A 14,272-nucleotide genomic window follows, 5' to 3' on the forward strand; every position below is an offset into this window, starting at 1 on the left:
ATTTATCTACTAAGAATTACTTTTCGGAAATGCCTTTTTATTAAAAACTATAAGCATAAAAAATCCAGTGCTTATTGCCACATCAGCAATATTAAAAACGGGCTCAAAAAAGTTAAATCGCTTGCCGGCATAAAAAGGAAACCATTCAGGCAAATCAATTTCTATTAAAGGGAAATAAAGCATATCTACCACTTTTCCGTGTAAGAGCGAATCGTAACCACCTGTTTCGGGTAAAAACTGAGCCACTTGATTAAAACTATCATCAAACAGTACCCCGTAAAATACAGAATCTATAATATTCCCCAAAGCACCTGCAAAAATTAATGCTATAGCTAAAATTAATACTTTAGGGTTTTGTTTTTTTGTGGCCTGTACTAACCAATATCCAATTCCAAAAATAGCTACAATTCTAAAAACAGTTAATATTATTTTAGCACTTCTGTCAGAAATGAAAGAGGTAAAGTCACTTATTTTTGTCCCCCAAGCCATTCCGTCGTTTTCAATAAAATAGATTTGAAACCAACTAAAAATTTCAATATTTTCCTGTAACTTAAAATGTGTTTTAATATAAACTTTGCTTATCTGGTCGACAAGCAGGATAACGCAAATTAAGAGTATTGATTTTTTTAAGGACATAATTGTTTAAATCAATTAAACTAAGACGAATGAACTACAAAAGAAAACGCCCCGATAATTACACCGAGGCGTTTTAATATACTTATATAAGTTTATTATTGCATATTTTTTGCTTCAATACTTAAAGTTGCATGAGGCACTAATTTTAAGCGCTCTTTATTGATTAATTTACCCGTAACACGGCAAACACCATAGGTTTTATTTTCAATTCTAATAAGCGCATTTTTTAGGTCGCGAATAAATTTTTCCTGTCGAATAGCCAATGCGGAATTAGACTCTTTACTCATAACTTCACTACCCTCATCAAAAGCTTTAAACGTAGGCGACGTATCTTCGGTACCGTTGGTATGGTCATTCATGTACGCGCTTTTTATAAGCTCCAAATCGTGCTGTGCTTTTACTATTTTTTCTTGAATTAACTCTTTGAATTCTGCTAAATCTTTATCAGAATATCTAACATTTAAATCTAAGCCCATAACTTTAATGCTTTTGTATAAACAATTTGGTATTTACATCATCAAATACAATATCTATACCATTCTCTAACTCATCAATAATTTCGAGTTCATTAGCTAATGTTTCGGCTTTTATATAAGCCATATTTGCACCTACTGCATTAGCAACCTGCTCGTCGTTTTGAAGGATTACATCTATTCTATCGGTAAGCTCAAAGCCTGAATCTTTTCTTAAATTTTGGATACGATTAATAAGCTCTCTCGCAATACCTTCTTTTCTTAAATCGTCGGTTATTGCAACATCAAGTGCCACTGTTAGCGATCCTTCGTTTGCAACCAACCATCCTTCAATATCCTGGGATGTTATTTCTACATCTCCACGCTCTAAAGTAATACTTTTTCCGTTGATATCGATATCTAAAATACCATTTTGCTCGATTTTTTTGATATCATCGGCGGTAAAGTTATTAACTACCTGAGCAACAGCTTTCATGTCTTTTCCAAATCTTGGACCAAGTACTTTAAAGTTTGGTTTTATATTTTTTACAAGAATATCTGATGCATCTTCTAAAACTTCAACTTCCTTGACGTTAACCTCAGATTTTATAAGGTCTGCCACGGCTAAAATCTCATTTTTTTGTGTTTCGTTATCGATAGGAATCATGATTTTTTGAAGTGGTTGACGCACTTTAATCTTCTCTTTAGCTCTTAATGAAAGTACTAAAGAAGAGATGGTTTGAGCACTTTCCATCTTTCTTTCTAGAGACTTATCAACAAACGATTCGTCGAATTTTGGGAAATCGGCCAGATGAACGCTGTCAAATGCTTCTTTCTTAGTTACCGAATTTAAGTCTAAATACAACCTATCCATAAAGAAAGGGGCAATTGGCGCACCTAACTTAGCAATGGTTACCATACACGTATATAACGTTTGATATGCCGAAATCTTGTCTTTTTGGTAATCGCCTTTCCAGAAACGTCTTCTGCTTAAACGCACAAACCAGTTACTTAGGTAATCCTGAGTGAAATCAGAAATGGCACGAGCTGCTCTTGTTGGTTCGTATTCTGCATAAAACGTATCAACTTTCTGGATTAAAGTATGTAATTCTGAAAGAATCCAACGATCTATTTCAGGACGTTCCTCGATAGGTAAATCGGCTTCAGCATATGTAAAGTTATCGAGATTGGTATACAATGTGAAGAATGAATACGTGTTATATAAAGTTCCGAAGAATTTACGTTTCACTTCCTCTACGCCCTCCAAATCAAATTTTAAATTATCCCAAGGATTAGCATTACTAATCATGTACCAACGCGTTGCATCGGCTCCGTAGTTTCCTAAAGTTTCAAAAGGATCTATGGCGTTACCTAAACGCTTCGACATTTTTTGACCGTTCTTATCTAACACTAATCCGTTAGACACTACATTTTTGTATGCTACAGAATCGAATACCATGGTGCCAATAGCATGAAGCGTATAGAACCAACCTCTTGTCTGGTCTACCCCTTCAGCAATAAAATCGGCTGGGTAAGACGTTCCATTATCTACCAAATCTTTATTTTCAAATGGATAATGCCACTGTGCATAAGGCATAGAACCCGAATCGAACCATACATCTATCAGATCGCTTTCGCGGAACATTTTCTGTCCTGTTGGTGATACTAATACAATATCATCAACAATATTTTTGTGCAAGTCTATTTTATCGTAGTTCTCTTCGGAATTATTTCCAACTTCAAACCCTTCAAAAATATCTTTTTCCATGAAGCCAGCATCAACTGCCTTTGTCATTTCAGCTTTTAATTCTTCTACAGACCCAATGCAAAGTGCTTCTTTACCGTCTTCGGTTCTCCAAATTGGTAACGGAATACCCCAATAACGCGAACGTGATAAGTTCCAATCGTTAGCATTAGCTAGCCAGTTTCCGAAACGTCCTGCTCCAGTCGCCTTCGGCTTCCAGTTTATGGTTTCATTAAGCTCGAACATACGTTCTTTAACATCGGTTACTTTTATAAACCAAGAATCTAACGGGTAGTAAAGAATAGGTTTATCGGTTCTCCAACAATTAGGGTAACTGTGTTTATATTTTTCAACCTTAAAGGCTTTATTTTCTGTTTTTAACTGAATAGCAATTTCAACATCAACCGATTTCTCAGGTGCTTCACCATCAGCATAGTATTCATTTTTAACATATTTACCGGCATACTCTCCCATTTCTGGTCTAAAACGCCCTTGTAAATCTACTAACGGCACTAAGTTTCCGTTTTCATCTTTTACCAACATTGGTGGTACTTCTGGAGTTGCTTGTTTAGCAACCAAGGCATCATCGGCACCAAAAGTTGGTGCCGTATGTACAATACCTGTACCGTCTTCGGTCGTTACGAAATCTCCAGAAATTACTCGAAATGCGTTTTCAGGATTATCGTTTGGTAACGCGTATGGTAATAATTGTTCGTAAACAATTCCAACCAAATCTTTCCCCACAAACTCTTTTACGATGTAATATGGTATTTTTTTATCGCCTTCTTTATAAGCACCAACTTCAGACTGGTCTTCTACTTGTTTGAATTTACCCTGAAACTGATAGCTTACTAACTTTTTAGCTAACACTACTTTTACAGGCTCGAAAGTATATTGATTGTAAGTTTCAACTAAAACATATTCTATTTTTGGACCAACAGTTAATGCCGTATTACTTGGCAAGGTCCAAGGCGTAGTCGTCCATGCTAAAAAGTGAATATCGCCTTCATTTTGTAAAAATTCAGGTAATGACTCTTGCTTGGTTTTAAACTGAGCTACAATGGTCGTATCTGTAACATCCTGATACGTCCCAGGTTGATTTAACTCATGCGAACTTAATCCTGTACCCGCTTTTGGAGAATATGGCTGAATGGTATACCCTTTGTACAACAAATCTTTATTGTAAATTTGTTTTAACAACCACCAAACCGACTCCATGTATTTTGGTTTATAGGTAATATACGGATCGTCCATATCTACCCAGTATCCCATCTTCTCGGTTAGATCATTCCAAATATCTGTATAACGCATTACAGCTTTACGACAAGCTTCATTGTATTCTTCAACGGAAATGGTTTTACCAATATCTTCTTTAGTTATTCCTAATTCCTTTTCAACACCTAATTCTACAGGAAGTCCATGTGTATCCCACCCAGCTTTACGTTTTACCTGAAAGCCTTTTTGTGTTTTATAACGACAAAAAATATCTTTTATAGCACGTGCCATGACGTGGTGAATTCCAGGAAGTCCGTTTGCCGAAGGTGGCCCTTCAAAAAATACAAACGATTCGTTATTTTCTCTGGTAGTTACACTCTTTTCAAAAATATTATTTTCTTGCCAGTAGTTTAGAATTTCTTCTGCCACTTTTGGCAAGTCAAGACCTTTATATTCAGGGAATTTAGCACTCATTATATCAAATTTCTTTTCGAGGTGCGAAATTAATGAATTTTGACAAAATAGACGTGCCGATTACTAGTAAATTAAACAATAAACCCTACCAAATCTTCTATTTTTGAAATTAGCTGTATTTTTATTGAAGTGTTTTTTAATGAAATCTTGTTGTATTTAGAAACAAAAATGGTTGAAAACCCTAATTTTTCAGCTTCTAGAATACGTTGTTCTACGCGCTGAACAGGACGGATTTCACCAGACAAACCTACTTCGGCAGCAAAACAAAAATCTTTTTCGAGAGCCACATCTTCATTTGAAGATAAAATGGAAGCAACGACTGCCAAATCAATCGCCGGATCGTCGACGGTTATACCTCCAGTAATATTTAAAAAGACATCTTTTGCACCAAGCCTGAAACCTGCTCGTTTTTCTAAAACAGCCAGCAACATATTTAAACGTTTTGCGTTAAATCCTGTTGCACTACGTTGTGGCGTACCATATACCGCGGTACTTACCAAGGCTTGCACTTCAATCATTAAGGGGCGCATACCTTCTAAAGTTGCTGCAATAGCATTCCCCGAAAGCTCTTCGTCTTTTTTGGAAATTAATATTTCAGAAGGGTTTGTAACTTCTCTTAAACCAGAACCTTGCATTTCGTAAATTCCGAGCTCATTCGTTGATCCGAAACGGTTTTTATGAGCTCTTAATATTCTGAAAATATGATTCCTATCCCCTTCAAACTGAAGCACCGTATCGACCATATGCTCCAAAATTTTGGGACCCGCAATATTACCATCTTTTGTAATGTGACCGATTAAAATAACAGGCGTTGCCGTTTCTTTTGCGAATTTTATAAGTTCGGTAGTACACTCCTTAATTTGTGAAATGCTACCCGAAGACGATTCAATATAATCGCTATGTAAGGTTTGAATGGAATCGACTATAACCACATCAGGCTCTAAAGCCTCAATTTGCCTGAAAATATTCTGGGTTTTAGTTTCAGTAAGAATATAACAATTATTGTTATTAGGGTTAATACGCTCGGCACGCATTTTTATTTGTTTCTGACTTTCTTCGCCTGAAACATACAATGTTTTGTATGGTAATTTTAATGAAATTTGAAGTAACAAAGTACTTTTGCCAATGCCTGGCTCTCCCCCTAAAAGTGTTAACGAACCCGGAACAATTCCACCCCCAAGTACACGATTCAACTCACCGTCAAAGGTGTCTAATCGTGGCTCCTGGGATACATCAATATCTTTAACTCGTAGTGGCACTACTGCTTTTTTTGCTGTTGAAGTGGGCGATTTCCAATCGCTTTTTTCAGGGGTTTGAATCACTTCTTCAACAATTGTATTCCATGCTTTACATGCATTACACTGACCCTGCCATTTTGCGAATTGTGTGCCGCAGCTCTGACAATAAAATGTGGTTTTAACCTTTGCCATTAATATCCAAAATCTGTTTTAATTGCTTCGGCTTTTTCCACCATCAAATCTCTTGTAATACCCCCAATTTCATCTAATATATATGCCGACTGATAAGTTTTCATAGCTTTTTTCGGATCTCCTGTTTCTTCATAAAACCGTGCTAAATAATAATTACCTAGCAAGGTTTTCGGATAAGCCTCACGGGCTAAATCTCCTAATCGTTCAAAATCTTCAAACGATTCATTCTTCTCTATAGCCGCAGAAATAGCCCTAAAATCATTCACCAAAATGGTTTTCTCAATTCCGAATAAATCTTGAATTGTTTTATACTTTTCTTCAAGGTAAGCTACGGGAGATTCTTCTAATTTCAAAATAACATCCTGATATTCTTTCTTACTAATCGGCTTATATACACTAAATATCAACTCAATAGCACTAGGTAAAGCGTGTGTAGGCACTGAGTAATGCGAAGGCCCTTCGAAACCTTGATATTTATAGGTTACATTCTCGTTATTTACTGCTGTTAAATCTTCATTTAATATTTTTGTCATATCCTGCACCTGAGGTAAATCGTTATTGGTATATGCTAAATAATAAAACAATTTAGACTGGCTGTTGCTTAACTGACGTGGCAAATATGTTACCATACCTGGCGCCAAAACAGGACTAATTACAATATATGCCTGAAACAACGGTTGTGGCTTAAGTAAATAGTAATTAATGAAATTAGCGGTTTCACCATGCCCTACAGCCACTTTAAAATTTCCGATATTATAATTTCTTTCTAAATAGGGGATTAACTCCATGCCAACAAACTCAAAAAAACTTGCGCCAGTTTCAACTGGTAATGAATTTTGTTCGGAGTACAAGCAATCGTCGTAGCGTGTTCCATACTGGTTTATTCCGACTACAATCGCATCTGGCATATCTTCCCAATAAGCATAATAGTCGGTATTACCAGCTACAGCTTCGAACAAATAATCACCATCAAAAACAATGAACAGCGGATAAGATTTACCTTTATCGCTTCCATATCCTCTAGGCAACTGAATTTTTATTTCTCGGGATTCGCCAAGTTTAGACGATTCAATTTTTTCATATTTAACCTGTGCAGAAACAACACTTAACGACAGAAGCGTAACTAAAAACAAAAGTATATATTTCATATCCTAAAGTTGATTAAGAGATTTGCAATGGCAAGTTAAAAAATTACGGAGAACTATGCTTGGTTAACCTTTGTTTTTTCGGTTATAAACAGGTAGATAAATTAGCGACAATCCTCCAAAAATAATAATCATTAGGGTTTGTGATGCCCACATAATCCAACCGAAAGCAATACTGGGTTCCTGCGCTATACCAAACAAAGAAAATGCCGCATAAACAGCCAAAGGATAAGAACCTATACCTCCATTAGTTGCAGCAATACTAAAACTTGCAGAAATAAATCCTACTAAAATTACTGCCAATGAAATCCCTTTTAAATCGGGTATTGCAAATGAAGTAACATAAAACATAAGGACATACATCGCCCAAATAAACAGGGTATGAAAAATAAAAGCCCATTTCTTTTTCATTTTGAAGATACTTAAAACACCTTCAATTAAGCCAGAAAGAAAACTTCTTAACTTACTTGCCCATTTGGAATTACTTCGTTTTAGATAATAAAAAAACAAGTACACACCTAACATTACAAAAACCAAAACAAAACCAATTTTCAAGGGATTGAGGCGTTCAATAAAAAAGCCATAAATAAAATCAAACTGAAGAAAAAGGGTTATTACGATTATGCCCATCATAACAACCAAATCGGCAATGCGTTCGGCCACAATAGTCCCAAATCCCTTTTCAAAAGGCACATTTTCGTAATTGGATAAAATTGTTGCTCGGGCCACTTCGCCAGCTCTTGGTATGGTATAATTTATAAGGTAGGTTGCAAAAACCGCCATAAAGCTGTTAGGATACTTGATAGTATACCCCATTGGCTCTAGTTGAAATCGCCATCTATAGGCACGTGACATATGACTTAACAAACCTAAAAAAACACCAAAAACAATCCATTCATAATCCGATTGTTTTAAGTATTCAACAATTTCATCAAGTGAAACTTTCGATAAGGAGTACCAAACTAAAAATACTCCTAACAATAAAGGGAGTATTATTTTTATGGCCTTTGTTATCTTCGGCTTCAAATAATTAAAATTTATTTTAACAAGTTTGTTGCTTCATCAGGAAATACCAAGGAAGGTTTAAACGTTTTAGCTTCTTCGTAATCCATAATCGCATAAGTGATTAAAATTAAAGTATCTCCAACAGCAACCTTTCTTGCGGCTGCACCGTTTAAAGTAATTTCTCCACTATTCCGTGGACCGGGAATACAATAGGTTTCTAAACGTTCGCCATTGTCGTTATTTACAATTTGAACCTTTTCTCCTTGAATTATATTAGCAGCTTCCATTAAATCTTCATCGATAGTAATACTACCGATGTAATTAAGCTCTGCTCCGGTACACTTAACTCTGTGAATTTTAGATTTTACTACTTGAATTTGCATGTGGCAAAGGTAATTAATTTAGAGCAATATTATCAATAAGCCTAATATCATCTGCATATACTGCAATAAACGCTCTGTATTGTTTATTATTTTCTTTTTCTGTTAAGGTTTTAAGAGTTATAACATCAGCTATTATAAAATATTCCAACTCTAAAAGCTCTTGCTTTTTAAACTCATTTTCAACCCATTGCGTTACTTCTTTAGCACTTTTTGTGCCAAAATATGTTTTGGCAGCTGTTAAAGTTTTGTAAATAAACGGAGCTGCTTCGAGGTATTCCTTTTTTAAACGTGTATTTCTAGAACTCATAGCCAGACCTGAGTCTTCTCGGTAAATATCGCACCCGACAATATTTACCGGAATATGAAACTTTTCAACAAGCTTTTTAACGATTTGTAATTGCTGAAAATCCTTTTCTCCAAAATAAGCATTATTTGGTTTTACAATTTCGAACAATCGTTTAACTATGGTGCCTACACCATCAAAATGTCCATCGCGAAACCTGCCTTCCATTTCAAATTCCAAGCCATCATAATCGAAGTGCTCTGCTTGTAAACGCCCCTCATAAACATCTTCTACAGTTGGTGCATAAACTAAAATTCTATCTTTACTTACGCCTTTAAGAAGCGCTACATCTTGCTCTAAAGTTCGCGGGTAATTTTGTAAATCGGCTTTATTATCGAACTGCGTTGGGTTTACGAAAATACTAACTACAACTTTGTCGTTTTCTTGTAGGGCTCTTTCTACTAAAGCCAAATGACCTTTATGTAAAGCTCCCATGGTAGGAACCATACCCAAAGTAAAATTTTGGTCTTTAAAAGCACCTAAAACCTTCTTAATTTGTTGTTTTTCTGAATAAACTTCCACCGTTCTTATAAAATTTAGCGGGTGCAAACTTAAGATTTTACAGCCAATTAGCATAAATTTTTGTACTTTTGCGTGTTTTTTATTTTGAATTAACAAAAGCTGGACCTTTATAAAACATGATAATTGTATTTCTTATTTTTATGAAATACCGCATTATTGTTGCTATTGGCCAAAAAACCAAACAAAACAAGCGTTATTTAGGCAATGCCTTTTTTAACACCGAATACGAACTTATTAAGCAATAAATAAAAACACATGAAAGATAAGAGGATATTGTATGTATCATCTGAAGTAGTGCCTTATTTACCTGAAACCGAAATTTCTTCAATGTCTTTTGAAGCACCTAGATTGGTGAATCAACAAGGAGGACAGATAAGAATTTTTATGCCTAGGTACGGCAACATTAATGAGAGAAGACATCAATTACATGAAGTAATAAGACTTTCTGGTATAAATTTAGTAATTAATGACTTGGACATGCCGCTAATTATTAAAGTCGCATCGATACCGAAAGAACGCATTCAAGTGTACTTTATTGATAACGACGAATACTTTAAAAGAAAAGCCACGTTAACAGATGAAGACGGAAACCTGTTTCCTGACAATGATGAACGTGCCATATTTTTTGCTAAAGGCGTTATAGAAACAGTAAAAAAACTAAACTGGTCTCCAGACGTTATTCATGTTCATGGCTGGCTAGCTTCTTTATTACCAGTTTACCTAAAAGAATACTACAAAGACGAACCTTTATTTAATGAAAGTAAAATTGTAACATCAGTTTACAGTCAAAGTTTTAACAATTCATTAAATGAAGATATGGTTAATAAAGTTAAATTTGACAACATCAACGAAGACGCCATCAAGATTCTTGAAAAACCTTCGTATACAAATTTAATGAAAGTAGCTATTGATTATTCTGATGCTTTAATTTACGGTTCGGAAGATATTCCCGAAGATTTAAAAGCGTATACAGAAGCATCAAACAAACCTACTTTAGAATATAAACCTAAAGATGAATTTGGACAAGCTTATACTGCATTTATAAACGAAAACCTAATATAAAGGTTTGTCATTATCATGCCATTTGTTAACCTCGTGTTTCATGCTAGACACAATTTATAATAACTGGTTATCAAAATAAGTTTTCCAATTTTTCGTTAAAATCACTTATGAAAAAGACCATAAACGCCCTTAAATATTGTGTAGTTTATTCCATTGTAATTGCATCCCTTATTGCTTGCGATAGCGAATTTGCTTCTGTAGACAGTAATGTTCTTGGAGATGAAAACACAAATTTTCAAACCAACAAAGAATCATTACCTATACTTGCTTACAATAAAAAGTTAGATTCATTACAAATCGACGGATTATCGTCTTACCTTCTTGGTGTATTTAATGATCCTGCTTACGGCCAAACAACGGCAAGTATTGTTACGCAATTAACCCCATCAACGTTCAGTCCTAATTTTGGAGATGAAACAGTTATTGATTCGGTAGTTATGACTATTCCATATTACAGCAGAATTAACGATTCTGACGAAAATGGAAATCTATACACCATTGGTGATTCGCTTTATGGCGACGCCAATGCTCCGATTAAATTATCGGTTTATAAAAACAATTATTATTTAAGAGATTTCGACCCAAACGGGTCGCTTGGGGAGGCTCAAAACTATTTTTCCAAAGGAGATGGCGAAGTTAACATGACTGATAATTTTAGCATTAACGGAACATCTACAATTAATTTCGATGAACATAAAGGCGACTTATTATTTGAAAACTTAGCATTTTTACCGAGCTCAGACCGTATTCGCCTTGACACTTTCGATGAAGAAGATGGTAGTTTAGAAGAAACAACGTATATCGCTCCGGCATTGCGCGTAAAATTAGATACCGAATTTTGGAAAACAACGATTATCGACCAAGAAGACAATGATGTACTGTCTTCTTCAAGTGTCTTTAAAAACTACTTTAGAGGGTTATACTTTAAAGCAGAAGCGACTAGTACATCTGGACAAATGGTAATGTTAGATTTAAGCGCTTCAAACGCTAATATTACAATCTATTATTCTTATTCAGCAACCACAGGAACTGGTGATAACGCCATTACCACAGATTTTAACAGCACGTATACACTAAACTTTTCAGGAAAAACTTTAAATACGTTTATTAACGACTACAATAAGGTATCGCTAGCTGATGGCAATCAGGTTGATGGTGATGAAAAGTTATATTTAAAAGGTACTGAAGGGTCTATGGGTGTTGTGAATTTATTTCCAACAGAAGCCGATTTAGAGAATTTTATTAATAACTATAGAATTCCTCTTGGCAATAACGAATACAAAAAGGACGAGAGAGGTAACTACATATTAAAACGATTAATAAACGAAGCGCAATTGGTAGTTTATGAAGACGAAACGATGCCAACAGGTGGCGATGATTCATTTCATGACTATGATCGACTATATGCCTACGATATAAAAAACAATTCAGTACTGGCTGACTATGTTTTAGATCCTATTACCAATTCGGCTTCTCCGTACAATTCACTTATTGTTCATTTAGGACAACGCCGATCAGACGACACTGGGCGTACAAAATATAAAATTCGTATTACAGAGCATTTAAATAATATTTTATTGAAGGATTCTACCAACACAAAAATTGGTTTAGTCTTATCGACAAATGTAAATGCAAATAATACGGCGAAATTATTAAATAAAGAAAATCAAGAGGTTTCCAGAATACCTTCTGCATCTATCATTACGCCAAGAGGAACAATAGTTCATGGAACGAACAGCGCTATTCCTGAAGCTAAAATGAAACTAGAAGTGTATTTTACAGAACCCAAATAAATTTTTTTGAATTCAAAATGTTTATCTAAATCCCTTTTATCGATTCAGATAAATAGAAAAAATAAAGCCAAGGCTTTCAATTTCAATTAGATTAATAGCAACTTTGTTCTGTGCAACGCAAAACAATATAATCTTAATTATCTAAAAAAAGATAAAGATATGTGTGGAATTGTAGGTTATATAGGTAAAAGAGACGCCTATCCCATTATAATTGAAGGTCTAAAACGTCTAGAATACCGCGGTTATGATAGTGCTGGTATAGCACTTTACGACGGTGAAAATCTTAATATATCTAAAACCAAAGGAAAAGTTTCCGATTTAGAATCCCATTGTAGCAAAGACAACAATAAAAGTGGACAAATAGGTATCGGACATACGCGTTGGGCGACGCATGGTGTACCGAACGATGTAAATTCACATCCTCATATTTCTAACTCAGGTAACCTTGCCATCATTCATAATGGTATTATTGAAAATTATGAAGCCTTAAAAAAAGCATTAATTGCAAGAGGCTACACATTTCAATCTGATACAGATACGGAAGTACTTATCAATTTAATTGAAGATATTCAAATTCAGGAACAAGTTAAACTAGGCAAAGCCGTACAAATAGCCCTTAATCAAGTTATTGGTGCTTATGCGATTGCTGTTTTCGACAAAAATAATCCCGATGAATTGATTATTGCTCGTTTAGGAAGTCCACTAACTATTGGGGTTGGTGAGAATGAATTTTTTATTGCCAGTGATGCTTCGCCATTTTTAGAATATACAAAAAATGCCATTTACCTGGAAGATGAAGAAATGGCAATCGTGAGACTTCATAAAGACATTAAGGTTAGAAAAATTAAAGACGATTCTCTTGTAGATCCTTACATTCAAGAATTAAAATTAAATCTTGAACAAATTGAAAAAGGTGGCTACGATCACTTTATGCTGAAAGAAATTCACGAGCAACCTAAAGCGATTAACGATACTTATCGTGGTCGACTTTTACGACAAGAAGCCATTATTAAAATGGCAGGCGTTGAAGATAACATGAAAAAATTTCTGAATGCCAATCGTATCATAATTGTTGCATGTGGCACATCATGGCATGCTGGACTTGTAGCCGAGTACATTTTTGAAGATTTAGCCCGAATTCCTGTTGAAGTCGAATACGCCTCTGAATTCCGATATAGAAACCCGATAATTACTGAAAAGGATATTGTTATTGCTATTTCGCAATCGGGTGAAACTGCGGACACTCTGGCCGCAATAAAATTAGCTAAGTCTAAAGGTACTTTTGTTTTTGGTGTTTGTAATGTGGTTGGTTCATCTATTGCACGCGAAACCCATGCAGGGGCATATACCCATGCTGGACCAGAAATTGGAGTAGCATCAACAAAGGCTTTTACCACACAAATTACGGTATTAACACTTATTGCTTTGCGATTATCAAGAGCTAAAGGCACAATAAGTAGCTCGGAATTCCGTCAGCATCTTTTAGAATTAGAAATGATTCCTGACAAAATTATAAGTGCTCTAAAATCGGACACGCATATAAAGGAAATATCAGATTTATATAAAGACTCTCGCAATTGTTTGTATTTAGGACGCGGGTATAATTTTCCCGTAGCTTTAGAAGGCGCACTAAAACTTAAAGAAATATCCTATATTCATGCCGAAGGGTATCCTGCAGCCGAAATGAAACACGGTCCTATAGCCCTAATTGATGAAAACATGCCTATTGTTGTTATCGCAACCAAAAAAGGTCACTACGAAAAAGTAGTTAGCAATATTCAGGAAATTAAATCAAGAAAAGGTAAAATTATAGCAATCGTTACCGAAGGAGACACTCAAGTAAGAGCTCTGGCCGATCACGTTATCGAAGTTCCTGAAACTTTAGAATCGTTGTCACCATTAATCACAACAATTCCATTACAATTGTTATCATACCATATTGCTGTTTTATTAGGTAAAAATGTGGACCAGCCCCGAAATTTAGCCAAATCGGTCACTGTTGAATAGCTTTATTCTTACAACATTAAAATAAAAACGCCAAGGTTTAACTTAAACCTTGGCGTTTTTC

12 protein-coding genes are annotated in these 14,272 nt (G+C 35.1%); 4 read left to right on the forward strand and 8 right to left on the reverse strand.

Features of this window, described 5'->3' with window-relative positions:
* Positions 1-9: 9 nt before the first annotated feature.
* The 8 genes from ICJ83_RS02820 to panC all read right to left on the reverse strand — a co-directional run bounded on the left by ICJ83_RS02820 (position 10) and on the right by panC (position 9,376).
* Positions 10-636, reverse strand: a complete 627-nt coding sequence (locus ICJ83_RS02820; RefSeq protein WP_188228835.1) for a lipoprotein signal peptidase — start codon at positions 634-636, stop codon at positions 10-12.
* A 95-nt stretch (positions 637-731) separates the two neighbouring features.
* Complete coding sequence (locus ICJ83_RS02825) at positions 732-1,112, reverse strand: TraR/DksA family transcriptional regulator (RefSeq protein ID WP_188228836.1); 381 nt, start codon at positions 1,110-1,112, stop codon at positions 732-734.
* A 4-nt stretch (positions 1,113-1,116) separates the two neighbouring features.
* Positions 1,117-4,521: an isoleucine--tRNA ligase gene (gene ileS / locus ICJ83_RS02830; RefSeq protein ID WP_188228837.1), complete on the reverse strand. Its 3,405-nt coding sequence runs from the start codon at positions 4,519-4,521 to the stop codon at positions 1,117-1,119.
* A gap of 71 nt (positions 4,522-4,592) precedes the next feature.
* Positions 4,593-5,951 carry a DNA repair protein RadA gene (gene radA / locus ICJ83_RS02835; RefSeq protein ID WP_188228838.1) on the reverse strand — a complete coding sequence of 453 codons (1,359 nt, stop codon included), beginning with the start codon at positions 5,949-5,951 and terminating at the stop codon, positions 4,593-4,595.
* The gene (locus ICJ83_RS02840; RefSeq protein WP_188228839.1) at positions 5,951-7,099 is read right to left on the reverse strand and encodes an alpha/beta hydrolase-fold protein; all 1,149 of its coding nucleotides are present in this window, start codon (positions 7,097-7,099) and stop codon (positions 5,951-5,953) included. Before ICJ83_RS02840 ends, radA begins: the two co-directional genes overlap by 1 nt.
* Before the next feature lie 63 nt (positions 7,100-7,162).
* Positions 7,163-8,122, reverse strand: coding sequence for a lysylphosphatidylglycerol synthase transmembrane domain-containing protein (locus tag ICJ83_RS02845; protein WP_188228840.1), 960 nt, complete (start codon positions 8,120-8,122; stop codon positions 7,163-7,165).
* A gap of 11 nt (positions 8,123-8,133) precedes the next feature.
* The gene (panD, locus tag ICJ83_RS02850) at positions 8,134-8,484 is read right to left on the reverse strand and encodes an aspartate 1-decarboxylase (RefSeq protein ID WP_188214471.1); all 351 of its coding nucleotides are present in this window, start codon (positions 8,482-8,484) and stop codon (positions 8,134-8,136) included.
* 13 nt (positions 8,485-8,497) lie between these two features.
* Positions 8,498-9,376, reverse strand: coding sequence for a pantoate--beta-alanine ligase (gene panC, locus ICJ83_RS02855; RefSeq protein ID WP_223154572.1), 879 nt, complete (start codon positions 9,374-9,376; stop codon positions 8,498-8,500).
* An 89-nt stretch (positions 9,377-9,465) separates the two neighbouring features.
* On the opposite strand from panC, the gene ICJ83_RS17040 reads away from it, so the two are divergent.
* The 4 genes from ICJ83_RS17040 (at position 9,466) to glmS (ending at position 14,211) form a co-directional block, all read left to right on the forward strand.
* Positions 9,466-9,594, forward strand: a complete 129-nt coding sequence (locus ICJ83_RS17040) for a hypothetical protein (protein WP_262891551.1) — start codon at positions 9,466-9,468, stop codon at positions 9,592-9,594.
* Between the two features lie 10 nt (positions 9,595-9,604).
* Positions 9,605-10,411, forward strand: a complete 807-nt coding sequence (locus ICJ83_RS02860; RefSeq protein WP_188228842.1) for a glycogen/starch synthase — start codon at positions 9,605-9,607, stop codon at positions 10,409-10,411.
* A gap of 107 nt (positions 10,412-10,518) precedes the next feature.
* Positions 10,519-12,204 carry a DUF4270 domain-containing protein gene (locus ICJ83_RS02865; RefSeq protein WP_188228843.1) on the forward strand — a complete coding sequence of 562 codons (1,686 nt, stop codon included), beginning with the start codon at positions 10,519-10,521 and terminating at the stop codon, positions 12,202-12,204.
* 159 nt (positions 12,205-12,363) lie between these two features.
* A complete protein-coding gene (glmS, locus tag ICJ83_RS02870; RefSeq protein WP_188228844.1) occupies positions 12,364-14,211 on the forward strand; it encodes a glutamine--fructose-6-phosphate transaminase (isomerizing) in 1,848 nt (615 codons plus the stop codon).
* Positions 14,212-14,272: the final 61 nt, after the last annotated feature.

Origin of the sequence: Aestuariibaculum sediminum, from assembly GCF_014596945.1 — a bacterium.
Lineage (GTDB): Bacteria > Bacteroidota > Bacteroidia > Flavobacteriales > Flavobacteriaceae > Aestuariibaculum > Aestuariibaculum sediminum.